The organism is Fundicoccus ignavus (genome assembly GCF_009659375.1).
GTDB lineage: Bacteria > Bacillota > Bacilli > Lactobacillales > Aerococcaceae > Fundicoccus > Fundicoccus ignavus.
Map to the genome: position 1 here is coordinate 41,181 of NZ_WJQT01000016.1, position 20,835 is coordinate 62,015.

Genomic DNA, 20,835 nt, shown 5'->3' on the forward strand with positions numbered 1-20,835 from the left:
TTACATTTTGAACAATCTTTGGAACCAGTTTTTGCCTTCATAAGGATTTTGATTGCTTACTTTTACTTCTTCAGTATTAGAAGATATTTCAGAAACTGCTTTGTTTGTTTCTTCAACTAAAGCTTTCAGCTCAGTTTCATCTTCCACGCCAAGTGTCTCTAATAACTTTTGGTGTTTTTGTTCTGCAACCAAAGCTAGTTGTTGTTGTTGATCTAACAACTTGTGTAAGGTAGAAATTTGAGAGTTTTTTTCTTCTAACTCGCCAATCAACGTTTGTCTCTCTTCAGATTCTATTTTTTTCTGTGACTCCAAATGGTCTTTTACAACCTGCTGAATAAAGTCTTTGACAGTTACTGATTTCTCGTGACTTGCAACTTCAATTGAGTTCCTTTCATCATCCATATCATCATCATCTTTTACATTTGACAGTGTAGATTTTACATTTGTCACTATTTCAGTTTTGTCATTTGAATCTGCGTTTGTCAGTTCTTTTTCAAGACTTGACTCGACTTTCTCATTAGTTTTCTCTTCATTTTTGGTCGTGTTAAATTCTTTATTTTCTTTCGATTCAGTGAGATTTTTTTTCTCAACTTCTTCGATTTTAATATTAGAATCTAAAGATTCTTCAATTTCTATTTCTGATTTTTTTTCATTTTTATTTGAAGTTTTTTCTTTTAATGTATCCGTCATATAACTTTTTAAAATGTCCTGCTGCTCAGGAGTAAAAACTAATGTGTTATCATCATCATAAGTTTTACTATTCTTGGGTAATTTTTTTGCATGATAATAAATTAGTTGTCGAGTGACTCCTAATTCATCTGCAAGTTGTTGGGCTGTTAAATTTTTACTCATATAGGCTACCTCATTTATATCAATTATTTCATTAAACGGTTATATATTACATAGGTGGTGTAGGCGCATAAGATAAGCTAGAAAACTTGTTATATTCTTTCTTAAACAACAGTTTTACAGTATCACGAGCACCACTACGGTTCTTCGCTAGGATAACTTCTACTGTATTGTCTGGTAAATCATCCTCGTTACCTTCTTCTTCTTCACCTTCCTGTTGGTGATAATCCTCACGGTATAAGAAGGCTACAATATCAGCATCCTGCTCGATTGATCCAGATTCACGAATATCACTCAAGATAGGTCTCTTATTTTGACGTTGTTCTAATCCACGCGATAGTTGTGATAAGGCAATAATTGGACACTCCAATTCTTTTGCTAGCATTTTTAGTTGACGTGAAATTTCAGAAACTTCTTGTTGTCGGTTTTCTTTACCATTACCTTCAATTAACTGTAGATAGTCAATTACAATTAAACCTAAATCATCGTTTTCTTGCTTTAAACGTCGACATTTAGCTCGAATTTCTGAAACTTTTATTCCTGCTGAATCATCGATAAAAATCGGTGCATCTTTTAGTGTATCAGTAGCAACAGTAAAACTTTTCCATTCTTCTTCAGTTAATTGACCAGTTTTTAAGTTAGAGGCATGTATATTACCTTCTGCACAAATCATACGGAAGACTAAGTCAACGGCACCCATCTCTAACGAGAACACAATGACAGGTACTTTAGATTTTGTACCAACATTTTGTGCAATATTTAATGCAAATGCAGTTTTACCAACAGAGGGTCTCGCTGCCAGTATAATTAATTGATCTGGTTGGAAACCACTCGTCATTCTGTCCAGATCAATGTAACCTGTAGGCAAGCCAACTATTTCCCTTTTTTCTTCTGACAATTTTACAACTTTCTCAAACGCTTCTGCGACAACTTCTTTCATTTCACGTGGTTTGTTACTTTGACTACTTTCTCCAATCGAAAGAATCAATTTCTCGCTTCGATCAATGATATTCTCAACATCATCACCTTCAGCATAAGCATCCGCTATAATTGTGCGTGATGCTGAAATTAACTGTCTAAGCGTCGATTTTTCTTTTACAATCGTTGCATACTGTTCTATATTCGCTGATGTCGGAGTATAGCTTGCTAAATCAATAATATAATCTTGTCCACCGACGTTTTCTAGCTCATCGTAAGAATCCAATTGGTTAATTAAAGTAACAGGATCGATTACGCCATTTTTATCAAAGACTTTATTCATCGCATCGAATATAACTTGATGTGACTTCTTGTAAAAATCATCGTCCTGTAAAATAGATTGTACAGACCCCATCTTCATTGAATCAATGAGTAAGGCACCAATCACTGATTTCTCTGCTTCTATACTGAAAGGTAACGCTTGTTCTATATGTTTTACTTCCAATGATGCTCCTCACTTTCTTTTACATTACTATACATAAAGCAGTGTCAAATCTTTATGTCACATCTTACATTATACATCATTTCATTTCATTTGTCTGATTTGTTTGTCACTGTAAAACAAAACAAATGCTAACATACCGATAAATGTTAGCATTTGCATATAATATTTTAACTATCCAGATATAACACTGATATTAATTACTGCTGTAACTTCAGCATGCAGTTTCACTTCAACTTTATGGAAGCCTAATGAAGATAGATTATTCTCTAATTGAATTTTACGACGGTCAACTTTTATCTTGTACTGCTTGTTCAATTCTTCAGCAATTTGCTTAGATGGAATTGTTCCAAATAATCGTCCATCTTCACCAGTTTTAGCTTTAATTTTAACTACTGTCTTCTCATCTTCAATTGATTTTTTTACTTCTTTAGCTTCGGCTAATTCTTCTTCAGCAATTTTTTGTTTAGCTTTTTGTTCAGCATTTAATTGACTCATTGCTGATCCATCTGCTAACTTAGCTAAGTTGTTTTTAATCAAAAAGTTACGACCATAACCGTCGCTTACTTCGATTACTTCACCTTTTTTACCTTGTTTTTTTACATCTTTAAGTAGTATGACTTTCATTCAAATTCCTCCCTGTATCTATATCTAATTTACTTAATAACAATTCATATGCCTCCTCAATTGTTTTATCTTTTAATTGAACAGCAGCATTTGAAAGGTGACCTCCGCCACCAAGTTTTTCCATTATGATTTGAACATTAATTGTCCCTAAACTTCTTGCACTGATTCCTACTTTCTCATCAGAGCGTTTATAAATCACAAATGAAGCTTCAACATCCTTTAAGCCTAACATTTCATCTGCAGATTGTGCAGCCGTAATTGTATCGTATACTATTTCTTCTTCACCACATGACACAACATATCCTTCTGAAAGATAGACGCTCTTTTCAATCAAATGATTACGACGTTTGACTGTCTCTAAATCTTCTTTTAGCATTCGGTTAATTTGAGCTGTATCAGCACCTCTTGATTTAAGGTAACTCGCAGCATCAAATGTACGCGAACCGGTTCTTAATGAAAAGTTATTGGTATCGACAATAATACCAGCTAACATCGCAGTAGCTTCAAATTTATTTAAAGCTTCAAGATTCGAGCCTGTATACATAAAGAATTCCGTTACTAGTTCAGATGTTGACGAGGCATAAGGTTCGATATAGGTTAACACTGTTTGCTTAGGGAATTCCTCGCTACGTCTGTGATGGTCAATAATTACAGTATCATGTCCATCTATTAGCGCTTCAGCTTCACTCAAACTAGGTTTGTGATGATCAACTAGCACGATGAGTGTATTGTCTGTTCGTATTTCCAATGCTGTTTGTTCATTAACAAACATTAGATGCTTTTCATTTTTGATTTGAGGCATTTCAAGTAATTGAACAATATCGTGATTAAATTCTTCTTCATTGACAATAATTCGACACTCTTTGCCCAGAAGTTTTACGATTCTATATAAGCCTATAGCGGAACCTATAGAGTCCATATCTGGATATTTATGACCGCTTATAATTACTTTTTCAGCTTGCTCAATTGAGTTGACTAGTGCTTGAAAAACAAGTTTAGATCTTATATTGGTTCGTTTCTCTGTTGGATTTGTTTTGCCACCATAGAAACGAGCTTTACCATCTTGAGAACGAACAACAATTTGATCGCCACCGCGTCCTAACGCTAAATCTAAATTCAACTGAGCTTGTTCTGCTAAATCATTTAATTGATAACGCTCAATTTGAGAATATGCAATCCCTAAACTGATTGAAATGGGAATGTTCTTTAAATGATTTTTCTCTCGAATCGCTTCGAATGTCTTAAACTTTTCATTTTCAAGTTCATCCAGTATTAATTTATTGAATAATAATAAGAATTTTTCTTCATCTAATCGTTTTAAGTATATATGGTGTTGGTTAGTCCAATTATTTAAGTCATTAAGTAGTTCAGAATCAAATTTTGCTGCTTGATTATCATCCATTGATTGAATTAATTCATCATAGTCATCTAGGAATAGATAACCGAATACAACTTGATCAAACTGTTTGTCTTCTCTAATTTTATTTTCCTCAGTCGTATCTAACAAATAGATAGCCCGTCGATTCGGTTGATGCATCAACTTATAGAAACTCTTTTCTAATCTAATAGTGACCCATTCTTGAGAAGAATCTAGCTTTAAAGCTTCTACAAACTCTTCATCTAATGACATTATTGATTTACCTAAGATATCCTTGGCATCAAATACTTGATGAAGAGCAGGGTTAATCCAATTTATTCTTTGATTCGTATCGTAGATAATCACTGCGATTGGTGACTTATATAATGAGTCCTCTTCAGCTATTTTCGCTAGGTTTGAAAGACGATTAGCAACCATACTAAAGTCTTTGAAGAAGTTATTAAAGTTAAATAGCCCAAAGATAACTATTGCAGCCAGAAGTAATAGCAATAACATACCTATCTGCCATTTTAAGACAATAGCAATCAATGTAATGATTAAATAAGCAAAAGCTAAACTATATAACTGCCAACTAATCTCTAGTGAGTTAAATACCTCAAAGAACTTTTGTATTTTCTCTTTTGTTATCACATTCCACCTCTTTACTGGATTTACCTTTTATTTTACCACAAAGCAATGGTTAATTCTATTCTATTACTAGAGAGTGTTTCACGTGAAACATTCTAATCTGAAACTTTATCTTTCCTATTAAGATTATAGGATTATTAGTATCACTATTTAAGTATACTAATTCAAAGGCGTTACATAATCTACACCCTTTACAATCATAAATTCCGTTTAAGTAATCTATTCTGTATTTCAAAAAAACTTGTCTAGTGATTTGAATTTCTTTATAGATTTCTTTATACTCTAAATTTTATAATTGAACTACCAGACATAGCTCATTTAAATGTTTTGCCATAGAGGTATAAAAGGCAGTCAGTCTTTCGTTCAAGCTTGTAATTAAATTTCTAAAGTGTAATTATCTAACAAATTGAACGTATAATCCGAATAATGTTGATGATTTAAATGAGGCTACTTCCTTATTAAAACTTTAGCTGCTAAATTTACTCTAAACTAATAGTTCCTTAAAATAAAAAAGAGAACCAACCTAAATGGCTGATTCTCTGATCAAAAATTACTCTGCTACTGTAAATGGTAGTAAAGCCATAATTCTTGAACGTTTAATAGTTGCTGTTAATGTACGTTGGTGTTTCGCACATGTACCTGTTACACGACGTGGTAAGATTTTACCCTTTTCAGAAATAAATCTTGATAATAATGCTGTGTCTTTGTAATCAGGATGGTCAATATGGTTTGCACAGAAGTGACATACTTTTTTTCTACGTCTTCCACCGCGGCGTTGTGCCATAATAATTCCTCCTCTTTTATCTTAAAACGGTAAATCGTCCTCTGAAATATCAATAGGACGACCATCTTCCATGAATGGGGAAGATGACTGTTGGTTAAAGTCTTGATTAAATGAAAAATTGTTTTGCGGAGCTTTACTTTGATTACTTTGTGTATTCTGGAAATTTGATTGGTTTTGGTAAGAATTTTGATTGTTATAATTATTTGAATAACCACCTGATGATGGAGCATTTGATTCTCCAGCTGGTCTTTGTTCCGTTACAGAACGTGGTTCCAATAGGTGGAAATTATTTACAACAACTTCAGTTACGTATACACGTTGACCTTGTTGGTTTTCGTAATTACGTGTCTGAATTCTTCCTTCAATTCCAATTTGAGATCCTTTACGCGTGAAGCTTGCTAAGTTTTCAGCTGCTTTACGCCAGATTACACAGTTAATAAAGTCTGCTTCACGATCACCTTGTTGGTTAGTAAAACTACGATTGACTGCTATTGTAAACGATCCTACGGCTGTTCCCGAAGAAGTAAATTTTAAATCAACTTCTTTTGTTAAACGGCCGACAAGTTGTACCGTATTCAAAAACTATTCCTCCTCCAAAGTGTTTCACGTGAAACAAATTATGCTTCGATTTTAATAATCATGTGACGTAAAATGTCACGGTTGATTAGGGCTAAACGATCAAATTCATTGATTCCTTTAGCGTCTGAAGCAACGATGTTAATTAGGTGGTAAATACCTTCTTTATAATCGTTAATTTCATATGCTAAACGTTTTTTCGCCCAGTCTTTTGATTCAACAATTTCAGTACCGTTTGAAGTTAAAATACCATCAAAACGTTCAATTAATTCTTTCTTAGCATCTTCACCTAAATCAGGACGAATGATGTATAAGATTTCGTATTTTGTTGATTGGCTCATTGACTGCACCTCCTTTTGGTCTAATGGCTCCGAAGAGCAAGGAGAAAAAAGCTATATATAGCTAATTACTCACATCTAAGAATTATACTACTTTTGACTTTTAAATACAAGTCTTTTAATATTTTCTTATAACATTCAATCATGAGCCAGTTTAAGGGGAAAAAATAAAAAATCTCGGATAAATCCGAGCCCTTTAAATTCTGTTTAGCAATTTTAAATTGATTATATCGCTTAACTTTTGTTGGAATACTCAACGTAGCTCAACGACTTGTTTTACAAAGCGATACAAAGGGCAATCTCTGAATATGAGCAAGCGAAGTAGACAGAGCAAAGCCGATTGATCTTTTAAATCCCTCACAACCATGAGGCTTTGAAAGCGACCACCGCCTTGGAAAACAATAAGCTGAACATAGCACAAAGCTTGGCAAATAAGCATAAAACTTAAGTTATAAAAAAAGCTTATTATCCAAACAAGATAATAAGCCCTTTATATTATTCTGAAATTACTTGTACTTGAACAGTTGGATCGATATGTTCTTTCTCTCCAGCGGCTTGTTCAACTGAACCAAATGGCATTTGTGCGATTAATTCATATGAAGCTGGTAAATTGAACATTTCACGAATTGCTTTATCAAAGCCTTGTTCGTAGCCAATGTTAAAGTGTTGTAATGAAGCTCCTAAGTCCATTTCTGCTAATGCTAACCAAATAGCAAATTGAGAGTTTGCGTTATTGTTTTGTTTATAAGCTTCAGCACGCTCACCTTTAGCTGGCATTTGGTTTACAGCATCACGGTCTTCGAAGAATAAAACTGTTCCCATCGCTTCTTTAGCACCCACCATAATTGGAGACATAAAGTTCCACATTGCTTCGTTTAATACTTCTTTTTGAACATCATAAATTAAATTCCATAATTTAGTATTTGCTTCACCTGTTAAAACCACTAAACGAGTTGTTTGACTGTTATTAGCTGTTGGAACTGTTTGTTGTACTTCACGTAGACGTGCTACGATTTCATCTGTACTTAATTCACTGTTCTTACCTAAAGCATAAATTGAGCGGCGTTTTAATAATACATCTTTAAATTCTGACATGAATAATATCTCTCCTTGACGTTTATAATTTATCTTACATCATTATTATAACACCCACTTGAATATAATCAAGAATATTCGAACGTGAGATAAAATTAAATAATAAAAAAGCTTAAAGCTCATATTTTAAGCTTTAAGCTGTGTATCATTTCATTCATTTATTTGATAAGAAATTTAACGTTTATCGTCTTTAGAACGCTTTTTAAACGTCCAGAATACGATAATAAATACTAAAATTACCCAAACTAACAGAATCATTAACGGTTTGAAAGGCGGTTGACCTTCCTCAATAAAGAATACTTGGTAAATTGGTAAGTAATTAAACACTTTTCTCACAATTGAATTGGGATCAGTCACAATAAATTCGACATATTGAGACATGCCAAAGATAAACATAATCGGCATTGAATAAACAGCTGTTGTTGCAACGCTTTTTACACTCAATCCAACGGCAATACCCAAGCCTAAAAAGAATAACAATAACAAAATAAGTGCGATAATTCCCATAAAACTCCAACTTGTTATGGCATCACAAATAGCCAAAGAAATTCCTAGAGAAATCAATGTCATTAAAATTGTCACTAAACTTTTCCCAAGAATAATATCTATTAACGAAGCTGGTGATTGAACTAAACCTCTTAAAGTATCTTTTTCATTTTCTTCCGCCATCATCGTTGCCATGGTGTTATAAGAAATAGCTGAGAAGGTCATGCCTATTAATATGAAAATTATTTCTAGTGGTAGATCTTCGATTCCGCCTCCAATATTCGTAAACAATAATGCCATAATAATTGGCAGTAAAATCATCGTAAACAATGACATATTGCGCATAAATTCTTTTAAATCTTTCTCAAAAATTGCCAATACTCGATGTAGTTTCATATTAAATTAATTCCTTTCCAGTAACATTTTTAAACACTTCGCCTAAAGAAGGAAAATCTGTATGCATTTCAATTAAGTTCTGATCAAATAAAGCCTCTTGGATTTGATTAAAATTCTCACTAGAGTTTTCAATCGTTTTAATAAGTCCGGAAGCATATTTAATATGCACAACATTGCGTTTATATTTATTTCTTAAATCCTCTGGTGAACCCGTTTCTTTAATGATACCTCCATGCAGAAATGCGACATTATCACATAACAGGGTTGCTTCGTCCATATCATGAGTCGTCAATAAAATTGTAGTACCAGACTCTTTCAACTTCAACAACATTTCATGAATACGCTCACGTGTATTGGGGTCTAAAGCACTTGTTGGCTCATCTAATAACAATAAGGGCGGTGCATGTAAAACAGCTTTACATAACAAAATACGCTGCTTCATACCTTTTGACAACTTAGAAACTCGTTTATTTTTTTGGTCCAGTAGGCCAACTGCTTCTAACACTTCATCGACTTTCTCTTTATCAGTATTATAAAGTTTTCGATACAACTCTAAATTATCGGCTACAGTTAATCGTTCATATAAAGCGCTTTTGTCAGATAAAATACCTAATTTTTCTAAATATTCAGTACGTCCAAACATTTCAGATGAATAACCTAACACTTCTAAACTTCCTGACGTCGGATCTAATTCTCCAGTTAATAACTTAATCGTGGTCGTTTTCCCCGATCCACTAGGACCTAATAAACCAAATATTTCGCCACTCTTAATTTCGAACTGAATACCTTTTAATGCTTGCTCATGTCCAAAGTTTTTTCTTAATTCTGCAATTTTTACAATTGTTTTCATCTTTGTACCTCCCTTGCTTTCTAACTATAGTTTAATTCATAAAAAAAACCCACCGCAAGCGAATCCAGTGAGTTGTAGAGATAGTTAAATGACTTGTAGTGTAAACTGCCTTAGATAGATTAAATTTCGCTAAAATGTACTAATTTCAGCTGAATTGTACTAAAGATTGATTAAAAGTTCTTGGATTTCGCTATATTTTGTTCGAGAAAGTGGAATTTTATCCTCTGTACTATTCCTAATCACGACTGAATATGAATTTTTCGACCAATTAATAATTTCCTTTACTTTATGTAGGTTAACTAAATAAGATCGATGGCAGCGATAGAAACCAGCATCTTTAAGCAGTAATTCTGCATTCGCTAATGTTGAATCATAGATATAACGTTCTTGTTCAATCATGATAACTACTTTTCCATCATGACTTTCAACATACTCAATGGCTTCAATATCGACAAATATTGTTTTATCTTCAACTTTAACTTTTATTTTACTCGGAATTTTTGCTGAATCGTTCGTTTCAAGCTCATTTTCTTCGGTAATAATTTGTTCTAAACCGGTCGATTTCAAACCCCAGATGTTTGGTTGCACAATAAAAGCATCCTCAATGCGTGAAGCGATGACTAACAATTTACGATTTGCGTGTTTTAATTGTTCGATTAATTTATGAAAGAGATGAATATTCTCATTAGACGAATGAATAAATGGATTAAAAGTCACTATTACCGCTTCGCTTGTAAGCAAAGCATGAATAAAAGAAATCCTTTGGATTATTTCAGGTTTTAAGATTTGAATTCTGATATTTTGTTCCTCTAGTAACATAAATTGAGCGAGTAAGTCATCAATATTAAGCGAACTACCATACCATTTAACTAAAAATTTTACCTGTTCTTTAACTGTTAAGCGTTTAAAAAATTGTTGATTTGTTTGCAATTGAAATATATTCTCATGACGAATCAATTGTTCAAGCGCATCAAAATTTTTGTTATTCGTATGAATAACGGTAGGATTTTCTACAGATAATTGAATCATTTGATCTTCATTACTTTGAATAACTGACTTAAAATTTATTTCCATCCTATTGAACCTCTCATTCATTTCAACTATTTCTACAGTATAGCATAGTCAAATTATTTACAGATATAATTAACTACCCCAACACATATTAATAAACCATACGTACAAAATATTAAATAAGATACTTATTTTGAAAAAAATTGTGTACGTATAACTATTTGCTTTGTCAATAAGAGTCGCAGAAGAGGTGAATAAAGAAAAAAAAAGCTTAACTGTCATATAACAACAGCTAAGCTTGCGTTTAAAAATTATTATTCTTCTTCCTCATCAGCTGCTTCATCTAAGTCAGCCTCATCATTCAATGCTTCCGCAGCTTCTTCACCTTCTGATTTAATCAGTTTAGTAATTGAGCTAACAATTGCACCATCATCTAAACGAATCATACGAACCCCAAGTGTTGCTCTTGATGATTGAGAAATACTCTCAACACTAATTCGAATAACAACTCCTTGGTCAGTCATTAACATCAAATCTTCTTCTAAGCTTTCAATCGCTAAGATTCCAGCTAATTTTCCAGATTTTTCACTAATGTTTGAAGTTTTAACACCTTTACCACCACGGTTTTTCAGTGTATATTCGCTTGCCATAGTACGTTTACCATAACCATTCTCAGTTACAACTAAAACTTCACTATCTTCGTTCAAGACAGCAGCCCCTACAACAAAGTCACCTTCACGTAAACGAATACCACGAACACCTGTTGCAGTACGGCCCATAACACGAGCATCATTTTCGTCGAAAGCCATCGCATAGCCTTCATGAGTTCCGATAATTAGTCCTTGCTCACCGTTTGTAACTAATACGTTGATCAACTCATCGTCTTCACGCATTGATAAAGCAATTAGACCGTTATTTCGAATGTTGAAATAGTCGCTCGCTTTCGAACGCTTAACAGTTCCATGTTTAGTAACAAAGACAAGGTGATGATTTTCACTGTTGGCAGAATGACGGACGTTAATTAATTCTTTAACGTATTCATCTTTTTCGATATTCAATAAGTTTATAATTGGAATACCTTTAGCCTGACGGCCATATTCTGGAACTTCATAACCTTTATTAGAGTAAACTTTCCCTTTATTCGTAAAGAACAGAAGGGTATCGTGCGTTGAACATGATACTAAGGTTTGGATAGCATCATCATCTGACATACCCATTCCTTTAACACCACGACCACCTCGATTTTGAACATGGAATTCATCTTCAGTCATTCGTTTAATGTAACCATTCGTTGTTAATGCAATCAGTACATCTTCTTCGTCAATTAAATCTTCGTCTTCTAGACTTAAAACCTCTCCGACTAATAATTCAGTACGACGATCATCATTAAATCTTGTTTTAATTTCAATTAATTCATCTTCAATAATTTCGTGAATGCGTGCTTCACTACCTAAAATTTCAGTTAAGCGTTGAATTAAAGCTATTAATTCCTTATACTCTGTATCGATTTTGTCGCGTTCTAAGCCTGTTAAACGAACTAAACGCATGTCTAAAATCGCTTGAGCCTGAATATCAGTAAACGCAAATTGTTCAATTAATTCTTGTTTAGCTTTCTCCCCATCTTTAGAACCACGAATAATTGCGATAATTTGATCGATAACATCTAAAGCTTTTAGTAAACCTTCAAGAATATGAGCACGGTTCTCTGCTTTACGTTTCTCAAATTCAGTTCGTCTTCTAATGACAATTACTTGGTGATCAATATACTTAGATAAAATATCTTTCAAGCCTAACACTTTTGGCACCCCAAAATCGATGGCTAACATATTAAAACCAAAACTAACTTGTAATGATGTTTGTTTGTATAGGTTATTCAAGACGACACTCGCGCTTGTTTCACGTCGACACTCAACCACTACACGCATTCCTTCACGGCCTGATTCATCGGCTACGTATGTAATACCTTCAATACGCTTTTCACGAGCTAACTCTGCAATTCGCTCCCAAAGCCTAGCTTTGTTAACTCCATATGGAATTTCAGTAATAATAATTCTTTCACGGTCATTTCCAAATTTTTCAATTTCAACTCGACCACGAACTATAATCTTACCTTTACCAGTTTCGTAAGCTTTACGAATTCCTGATTTTCCCATCACAATACCACCAGTAGGGAAGTCGGGTCCTGGTAAAACTTCCATTAGTTCCGCAGTCGTTGCTTCTGGATTATGCATTAATAATACTGTCGCATCAATTACTTCACCTAAATTATGTGGTGGAATGTTTGTTGCCATACCAACCGCAATCCCTGAGGCACCATTCACAAGTAAGTTAGGAAATCTAGCTGGTAAAACAACAGGTTCTTTTTCTTCTTGAGAATAGTTAGCTTGGAAATCTATCGTATCTTTGTTGATATCTTTGAGCATTTCCAAAGCGATTTTACTCATACGTGCTTCGGTATAACGCATCGCAGCTGCCCCATCACCATCGACAGAACCAAAGTTTCCATGCCCATCAACTAACATTTGACGATAACTAAACGGCTGTGCCATCCTAACCATCGCTTCATAAATTGCAGAGTCCCCGTGAGGATGATATTTCCCCATTACGTCCCCAACAATACGGGCTGATTTTTTATATGGTTTATCCGGTGTAACACCCAACTCGCTCATTCCGTAAAGAATACGGCGATGAACCGGTTTTAAACCATCTCGAACATCTGGTAAAGCACGAGCAACAATAACACTCATTGCATAATCCAGAAACGATGTTCGCATTTCTTCTGGTAAATTTATTTCTTCAAAACTTTGTGTTGAAGGATCAAAATTTTCACTCATTCTATTTTCCTTTCCCTTCTAGTACTTAGAAATAATTAAACGTCCAAGTTTTGTACGTACTGTGCATTTTCTTCGATAAAAATACGTCTAGGTTCTACTTCATCACCCATTAACATATCAATGACTTTATCGGCTTCCATCGCATCTTCTACGGATACTTTTAACATTCGACGATTTTCTGGATTCATTGTAGTGTCCCATAATTGATCGTAGTCCATTTCCCCTAAACCTTTATAACGTTGTAATGAATAACGTGCGTCAGGGTTTGCAGCTTGCCATTCTTTTAACTCTTCATCCGTCGCAATATATGTTTCCTTCTTACCTTGTTTAATTTGGTAAAGAGGTGGTTGCGCAATATAAACATATCCTGCTTCTAATAATGGACGCATATATCTAAACACTAATGTTAATAAAAGGGTTCTAATATGGGCCCCATCAACATCCGCATCGGTCATAATAATCAATTTATGGTAACGCGCTTTCGCGACATCGAATTCACCGCCAAAGCCAGTTCCCATTGCCGTAAATAAAGAACGAATCTCAGTATTGGCAAGAATTCGATCCATTGAAGCTTTTTCAACGTTCAATATTTTACCACGAATTGGTAGAATCGCTTGATACATACGTGAACGACCTTGTTTAGCAGATCCTCCAGCAGAGTCTCCCTCGACAATAAATAATTCACATTTCTCAGCTTCTTTACTTGAACAGTCAGCCAATTTACCTGGTAAGTTACTAATCTCTAAACCAGATTTACGACGTGTTAATTCACGAGCTCTTTTAGCAGCATTACGTGCTTTAGAAGCAATAATACCTTTATCCACAATAATACGGGCTGTTTTAGGATTTTCCATTAAGTATGTCTCAAAGGCAGCTGAGAATAGTCGGTCCGTAATGGTTCTTACTTCAGAGTTACCCAATTTCGTTTTAGTTTGCCCTTCAAATTGTGGTTCTGGATGCTTGATTGAAAGTACTAATGTCATTCCTTCACGTGTGTCCTCACCACTTAAATTTTCTTCATTTTCTTTAATTAAATTTCTTTTACGAGCATAATCATTCAACACACGCGTCAATGCTGTTTTAAAACCTGATTCGTGTGTCCCACCTTCGTACGTATGAATATTGTTCGCAAATGACAAAATATTTGTATGATAGGTATCGGTATACTGCATCGCAATTTCAACTTGAATACCATCTTGTTCACCCTCAAGGTAAATCGGCTCTTCCACGATTGCAACTTTACTTTCGTTTAAGTATTCAACGTAACTCTTAATTCCACCTTCATAATAATAACTTGCTTTCGCTTCACGTTCTTCACGCTTATCTTCAATTGAGATTCTTAAACCTTTGTTCAAGAAAGCTAATTCACGTACCCGTGTCATCAACGTTTCATATTTAAAGTCCGTTGTTTCAGTAAAAATAGTTGGGTCTGGAACAAAATTAACAAAAGTTCCTGTCTTATCTGTGTCAGCAATAATCGTAATTTCTTGTGCGATTGCACCACGTTCAAATTTCATTTGATGGATTTTTCCATCACGGTGGACTTCAACAGACAAATTGCTTGATAGGGCATTAACAACCGAAGCACCAACACCATGTAGCCCTCCGGACACTTTATATCCGCCTCCACCAAACTTACCACCCGCATGTAAAACAGTATAAACAGTCTCTAAAGCTGGACGACCTGTTTTAGCTTGAATATCTACAGGGATTCCACGTCCATTATCAAGAACTGAAATACTATTATCTGCTTCAATGGTTACCTCGATATGATCACAATAACCTGCTAAGGCTTCATCAATGGAGTTATCCACAATTTCCCAAACTAAATGATGCAAACCAACTCCACTAGTGGAACCGATATACATACCTGGACGTTTTCTAACCGCTTCAAGTCCTTCTAGGACTTGAATCTGATCAGCATTATAATCTTGATGTAATTCTTTACTATTATCAGTCATTAAGCACTTTCTCCTCTACTAATTTGACCTTTCTCAACATACAAAATATCTGCATTTTTTAATTCATGGAGTTTAATCCCTTCAATTGATGCAGTTGTTAAAAATGTTTGAACTTTATCTTCAATATGGCTCATTAAAATCATCTGACGATTGTCATCCAGTTCAGACAAAACATCATCAAGCAATAAAACTGGGTATTCGCCAGTCATATTATGAAATAATTCTAACTCCGCTAATTTGATACTTAATACAATTGTTCTTTGCTGTCCCTGAGAACCAAAAAATTGTGCTTTTTTATCATTTATATAAAAAATAATATCATCGCGATGAGGACCGTAGACTGTAATCCCTTGTTCTTTCTCACGATTCAAAGCTTGTTTAAATAACGCTAGTAATTGCGCTTCGATATCTTTTAGGTCATTATATTCTAATTTTGAACTGCTGCTTTGATAAATAATTTTTAATTGTTCGCGTTGATTCGATAAATCACGATGAATAGGCTCAGCAATTCTTTCAAGTTCTTCAATGAATTTAACGCGATATTTAATGACTAATGTTGCTTTTTCAACTAATTGTTCAGTCAAAATTTCGAAGTATATGTCATCAAATTGTGAAGTCCGACCGTACTGTTTTAAATAAGCATTGCGCTGTTTTAAAATTCGTTGGTAACTTAAAAGTTCTTGTAGATAAACTGGATGTGATTGTCCGAGTTCAGAATCAATAAATTTTCTTCTTAAACTTGGTGAGCCTTTTATTAATTGTAAATCTTCAGGAGCAAAAAGAATAACGTTGAATTTCCCAATAAAATGACTTAATTTACTCTGTTCAATATGATTCAGCTTTGCTATCTTACCTTTTTTATTCAAAATCAACTCTAACGGAAATTCAAAGTGCTCCGTCGTTATCGTTGCTTGTAAAGTAGCTAACTCTTCTTCCCATTGAATCAATTCTTGGTCATGGTTTGTTCGATGACTTTTGGCTAATGATAACAAAAAAATGGCCTCAAGGAGGTTGGTTTTTCCTTGGGCATTTTCTCCGGTTATTATCGTTAAGCCATCACCAAAAGTTAACGATAACTCTTGGTAATTTCGATAGTTTGTTAAAGCTAATTCTTTAATTTTCATGATTGTTTTGTAGTGCTTACTGATTGAATTGTTACTTCTAACTCTTCATTTGGTAAATAAACTTTATAACCATCGTATAATTTTTTTCCACGACGTTGTTCTTGTAGTTCATTTACAAACACATCATATTCACTTAAATACCATTTGGCCATTCCACCACTACTGATAATACTCTCGTGTTTAAGTAATTGCCCAAGCGTAATAAAATCATCTTGAATTGTTACTATTCTTTTTATCATTATTTATCACCCGTATTCCTTCTATATCACTCTAATTATACCATAAAAACTACTCAAACAACAAATAAATCGCTAATATTTAGCACCTCAGGCTAAATACTTAAATATTATAAAATCTATCTAAATAAAAAAAACAGCCTAAAAAGGCTGAATTTTTTAATTTTATATTTTGGAAAGAAAATTAATGGGTTCTTACTGGTGTAAGTAATTGTAATAATTGATTATGTGGAATTTCACTTTCAGTTTCTGCAGAAATTAATAATGGGCGTACAGCTGATTGGAATTCAACTTTAACCGCTATATCTCCAAATGATTTTAGAGCGTCTTTCATATAATCTGGGTTGAAAGAAATCTTTAAGTCATCTCCACCTGCTGTTTTAGTATTAATAATCTCAGCAACATGTCCTGCTTCGTTACCACTTACTGATAATTCAACAACTGCATTGTCCACTGTTAATTGAACAACGTTATTTTTCCCTTCATGCGACATTAAGGCTGCACGATCAATTGCTTGATGGAACTCATTCGCATTTACAACCATTTCTGTTTGGTGAGAAGTTGGAATTAAACGGCTTGTTTCTGGATAATTCCCTTCTAATAAACGAGAGTAAATGGTTAAGTTGTCCGCAATAAAAATAACTTGTTGTTGCGCGACAATCATAAATAATGTTTGATCATCTTCAATGATACGTGTTAATTCCGTCATTGTTTTCTTAGGAATCGTAATGGCATCAAAGTTTAATTGAGTTTCATTAATATCTACTGGAATTTCACGTTTACTTAAACGATGGCTATCTGTAGCAATCGCAGTTAAGTAATTACTTGTTGCTTGTAAGTGAATACCTGTTAATACTGGACGACTTTCTTGATTTGATGCTGCAAAAATTGTCTGGTTAATCATTTGTTTGAATGAAGCGGTTGGTAAAGTAATTCGTTTGTCTGCCTCAATCTCTGGTAGGTGAGGGTACGCATCACCATCAATACCTACAATATTAAACATTGCTTTACCTGAAGTTACAGTAACGGAGAAATTTTCATTCATTTCAATCGTTACATTTTCTAAAGGTAATTTTTTGACAATCTCATTGAAAAGACGTGCTGGTAAGACTACGTGACCCGTTTCTTCAATATTTAAGTTTAATGTTTCATCATCAATAGGTAAGAAACTCTCAATAGATATATCTGAGTCACTACCAATTAAGGTAATTCCTTCGTTACTGACAGATAATTTTAAACCAGTAAGAATTTGTATTGTAGCTTTTGAAGGAATAGCTCTTGATACGTTTGCTAATTGCGTAGTGAGAGCATTGCGATTAATCGTAAATTTCATTTCATCTACTCCTTTATAAATAAATAATATTAATATAAATAATAAGTAATAGTAGTAGGCCTTGTTTATATTGGTTATAAGTCATATAAAACTGATAAGAATAATAGTTAGGCCTGTTAGTTGACATGTGCATAAGTCATAGATAATTTTGTAAGTTATGCACATGTGGAAAAATAATTTTAAGAAAGCTTCTGTTTTAATTGCTTCAATTGATCTTTTAACTCATCATCTTCATCTAAATTATCGGCTATTTTTTCATAAGCATGAATAACTGTGGTATGATTTTTCTTCCCAAATTCATCACCAATCTTAGGGAACGATAATTCTGTTAGTTCTCTGGCTAAGTACATGCCTACTTGGCGTGCATGGACAATGTCTTTAGTACGTTTTTTGCCTTTAATTGCTTCACCACTAATCTGATAGAAACGACTAACTTGATTAATAATTTCAGAAACAGTAATGGGTTTCTTTTCATTATCGCCCAACATGTTACTTAAAGCTTCGGCAGCTAAATTAGAATTAATATCACGGCCTTCAATGGCAGCGAAAGCAATAACTCTCATTAAAGCTCCTTCTAATTCTCGAATATTTGTGTCGACATTATTTGCTATGTAAGTTAATGTTTCTGAACTAATATCGAGACGATCACTACTCGCTTTTTTACGTAAAATTGCTATTCGCGTTTCTAAATCAGGTGGTGTAATATCAGTTGATAGTCCCCATTTGAAGCGGCTAATTAAACGTTCTTCTAAATTATCGATGTTATTAGGCAGACGATCACTCGTTAATACAATTTGCTTTTCATTATTATAAAGAGCATTAAATGTATGGAAAAATTCTTCCTGAGTAGCATCTTTTTTAGATAAAAATTGAATATCATCAATTAATAGAACATCAATGTTACGGTACATTTCTCTAAATTCTTTTTGAGAACCATTTTGAATACTGGTAATAAAATCATTTACGAAAGATTCACTTGTCGCATATTTTATTTTAGCGGCAGGATTCTTACGTTTTATTTCATGACCGATTGCTTGCATTAAATGGGTTTTACCTAATCCAACGCCACCATAAATTAAGAAAGGATTGTAGGTTTTACCTGGCCCATCGCATACAGCTAATGCTGCACCACCAGCCATTTTATTATCTTCACCAATGACAAAATTTTCAAAAGTATAATTCGGATTCAATTGAGAATCACTGAAGTATTCATTATCTGACGCTAAGATATCAGGCTTATTTCGTAAGGATTCAGGTTCATCTTCCGGCACAATAATAAAAGTAGGTTCATATTCAACCCCATAGTTTTCTAAACTATATTGAAGAATGTAACCAGCTAAATGACGTTCCCAGTAACTTTTAGTTAAACTATTTGGAACAGCAATTGAAATAGATTGATTGCCTAAACGAGTGACACTGGTTGGTTCAACCCATGTTGTATAAGAAGTTAACGAAAGAATATCCTTTAAGTAAGTCGTGATTTCGTGCCAAAAACGCTCTTTTTCATCCATTATCTAAAATTCACCTCAATCAATTATGTAGTTATGCACAGTTTAAACACGTACAAATATTGTAGCATAATACGAGTTTTCCACAAGTTGAAAACTATAAAAATAGTTACGAACATGTTAACAAATCACTTATGAACAAGTTAATAAGAGTTGTGGATAAGTAAAAATGAGTTAAGCGTATTTTTCGAAAGTGTGCATAACTAACAATCTCGTACATATTGATTTTATCACACTTCGAAAGGTTATGCACAGAATCTGTGTATAAAAAACATCGGTTATTGACACCTTGTTAATTTGTCGATAAACAACCAAAAGGGGTGTGAATCACAGAAAATGACTATAACAGTTATCAACAATTTCCACAAGCCATGTGCATAACAAAAATAAATATGTGCATAAAAAATTAATGAAAAAAAAGATGAAAAATATTCTTGACTTTTATCCGATACTTCATTAAACTATTCTAGTATTGTTTAACAGTAGATATAGGAGGTGTATCAGATGAAAAGAACATATCAACCAAAGAAACGTACTCGCAAAAAAGTTCACGGTTTCCGTAAAAGAATGAGCACCAAAAATGGACGTAACGTATTAGCTAGACGTCGTCTAAAAGGTAGAAAAAAAATAGCTGCATAATTAATGTTTGAAGGTCCCTATTTTTTAGGAACCTTTTTTTGTTTTTATAGAATGATTTTGAAAGCTGAGTTCAGAATATTTTGGAGGATAAAAGATGGAATATTGGGATTTGTTTAATCTGGAAGGTAGCTTAATTGAATCAAATCATGTTAGGGGTGAAGCAATACCTGACAGTTTGTATCATCATGTAGTGAGTATTCTAGTTCAACATCAAGATGGGTCTATTTTAATTATGCAAAGAGATTTCGAAAAAGAACTATTTCCGGGCAAGTATGAAGCTTCGGCAGGAGGAAGTATTCTAGCAGGCGAAACAGTAGCAGCAGGTGCTAAACGTGAATTATTAGAAGAAACTGGTATTGAAGCCCGTGAATTGATTAAAGTTGATAATCGTATTGATACGCAATACCATGTGTTTTATACAGACTATTACACTAAGGTCACGACTTCAAAGGAGCAAGTTAAGCTACAACCTGGTGAAACGATAGATTATCAATGGGTGAGTGTTGAGAATTTTTTACAATTAGTCGAACAAAATGAAATACTTTCATTCAATGTAGCACTACTTAAAAATAAATATTGGCATTTGATAAAAGGATAGCTCTTGGACTTTATTTAGAAAGTTCAGGAGTTTTTATTGGTTCTTTGTCAAATAGTGTTGGTGAATATTTAAGGCGATAGATTTAGTTCTATCGTCTTTTTTTGATGTAAGTATATTAGTCATCTGTTGGATTAGAGTATATTCGTCTATAGAGCCGCTTCGTCA

General features: G+C 33.8%; 19 protein-coding genes. 2 read left to right on the plus strand and 17 right to left on the minus strand.

Annotated features, from left to right (window positions below; translation table 11 throughout):
• From GF867_RS10185 to dnaA, 17 genes are all read right to left on the minus strand, one after another.
• A complete protein-coding gene (locus tag GF867_RS10185; protein ID WP_153833003.1) occupies positions 1 to 852 on the minus strand; it encodes a DUF536 domain-containing protein in 852 nt (283 codons plus the stop codon).
• A gap of 46 nt (positions 853 to 898) precedes the next feature.
• Complete coding sequence (gene dnaB / locus GF867_RS10190) at positions 899 to 2,272, minus strand: replicative DNA helicase (RefSeq protein WP_153833004.1); 1,374 nt, start codon at positions 2,270 to 2,272, stop codon at positions 899 to 901.
• A 171-nt stretch (positions 2,273 to 2,443) separates the two neighbouring features.
• Positions 2,444 to 2,896, minus strand: a complete 453-nt coding sequence (rplI, locus tag GF867_RS10195; protein ID WP_153833005.1) for a 50S ribosomal protein L9 — start codon at positions 2,894 to 2,896, stop codon at positions 2,444 to 2,446.
• A complete protein-coding gene (locus GF867_RS14080; RefSeq protein WP_366927814.1) occupies positions 2,877 to 4,904 on the minus strand; it encodes a DHH family phosphoesterase in 2,028 nt (675 codons plus the stop codon). Before GF867_RS14080 ends, rplI begins: the two co-directional genes overlap by 20 nt.
• 547 nt (positions 4,905 to 5,451) lie before the next feature.
• The gene (gene rpsR, locus GF867_RS10205) at positions 5,452 to 5,685 is read right to left on the minus strand and encodes a 30S ribosomal protein S18 (protein ID WP_153833006.1); all 234 of its coding nucleotides are present in this window, start codon (positions 5,683 to 5,685) and stop codon (positions 5,452 to 5,454) included.
• A 21-nt stretch (positions 5,686 to 5,706) separates the two neighbouring features.
• The gene (gene ssb / locus GF867_RS10210) at positions 5,707 to 6,264 is read right to left on the minus strand and encodes a single-stranded DNA-binding protein (protein WP_153833007.1); all 558 of its coding nucleotides are present in this window, start codon (positions 6,262 to 6,264) and stop codon (positions 5,707 to 5,709) included.
• 38 nt (positions 6,265 to 6,302) lie between these two features.
• Positions 6,303 to 6,602 carry a 30S ribosomal protein S6 gene (gene rpsF, locus GF867_RS10215; RefSeq protein ID WP_153833008.1) on the minus strand — a complete coding sequence of 100 codons (300 nt, stop codon included), beginning with the start codon at positions 6,600 to 6,602 and terminating at the stop codon, positions 6,303 to 6,305.
• Between the two features lie 492 nt (positions 6,603 to 7,094).
• A complete protein-coding gene (locus GF867_RS10220; RefSeq protein ID WP_153833009.1) occupies positions 7,095 to 7,694 on the minus strand; it encodes a nitroreductase family protein in 600 nt (199 codons plus the stop codon).
• Between the two features lie 174 nt (positions 7,695 to 7,868).
• On the minus strand, positions 7,869 to 8,576 hold the full coding sequence (locus GF867_RS10225) for an ABC transporter permease (protein ID WP_153833010.1): 708 nt from the start codon (positions 8,574 to 8,576) through the stop codon (positions 7,869 to 7,871).
• 1 nt (position 8,577) lies between these two features.
• On the minus strand, positions 8,578 to 9,426 hold the full coding sequence (locus GF867_RS10230) for an ABC transporter ATP-binding protein (protein WP_153833011.1): 849 nt from the start codon (positions 9,424 to 9,426) through the stop codon (positions 8,578 to 8,580).
• A gap of 159 nt (positions 9,427 to 9,585) precedes the next feature.
• The gene (locus tag GF867_RS10235; RefSeq protein WP_172974008.1) at positions 9,586 to 10,500 is read right to left on the minus strand and encodes a LytTR family transcriptional regulator DNA-binding domain-containing protein; all 915 of its coding nucleotides are present in this window, start codon (positions 10,498 to 10,500) and stop codon (positions 9,586 to 9,588) included.
• Positions 10,501 to 10,751: 251 nt separating this feature from the next.
• On the minus strand, positions 10,752 to 13,271 hold the full coding sequence (gyrA, locus tag GF867_RS10240) for a DNA gyrase subunit A (RefSeq protein WP_153833013.1): 2,520 nt from the start codon (positions 13,269 to 13,271) through the stop codon (positions 10,752 to 10,754).
• A gap of 35 nt (positions 13,272 to 13,306) precedes the next feature.
• A complete protein-coding gene (gene gyrB, locus GF867_RS10245; RefSeq protein WP_153833014.1) occupies positions 13,307 to 15,232 on the minus strand; it encodes a DNA topoisomerase (ATP-hydrolyzing) subunit B in 1,926 nt (641 codons plus the stop codon).
• Complete coding sequence (gene recF, locus GF867_RS10250; protein WP_153833015.1) at positions 15,232 to 16,356, minus strand: DNA replication/repair protein RecF; 1,125 nt, start codon at positions 16,354 to 16,356, stop codon at positions 15,232 to 15,234. Before recF ends, gyrB begins: the two co-directional genes overlap by 1 nt.
• Positions 16,353 to 16,595, minus strand: a complete 243-nt coding sequence (yaaA, locus tag GF867_RS10255; RefSeq protein ID WP_153833016.1) for a S4 domain-containing protein YaaA — start codon at positions 16,593 to 16,595, stop codon at positions 16,353 to 16,355. The genes recF and yaaA overlap by 4 nt, the downstream gene beginning before the upstream one ends.
• Before the next feature lie 181 nt (positions 16,596 to 16,776).
• Complete coding sequence (gene dnaN, locus GF867_RS10260; protein WP_153833017.1) at positions 16,777 to 17,925, minus strand: DNA polymerase III subunit beta; 1,149 nt, start codon at positions 17,923 to 17,925, stop codon at positions 16,777 to 16,779.
• 179 nt (positions 17,926 to 18,104) lie between these two features.
• Entirely contained in the window at positions 18,105 to 19,436 is a 1,332-nt protein-coding gene (gene dnaA / locus GF867_RS10265) for a chromosomal replication initiator protein DnaA (RefSeq protein WP_153833018.1), read from the minus strand.
• Between the two features lie 501 nt (positions 19,437 to 19,937).
• On the opposite strand from dnaA, the gene rpmH reads away from it, so the two are divergent.
• Both rpmH and GF867_RS10275 read left to right on the plus strand, forming a co-directional pair.
• Positions 19,938 to 20,072 carry a 50S ribosomal protein L34 gene (gene rpmH, locus GF867_RS10270; RefSeq protein ID WP_153833019.1) on the plus strand — a complete coding sequence of 45 codons (135 nt, stop codon included), beginning with the start codon at positions 19,938 to 19,940 and terminating at the stop codon, positions 20,070 to 20,072.
• A 94-nt stretch (positions 20,073 to 20,166) separates the two neighbouring features.
• Positions 20,167 to 20,670, plus strand: coding sequence for an NUDIX hydrolase (locus GF867_RS10275; RefSeq protein ID WP_153833020.1), 504 nt, complete (start codon positions 20,167 to 20,169; stop codon positions 20,668 to 20,670).
• Positions 20,671 to 20,835 lie beyond the last annotated feature (165 nt).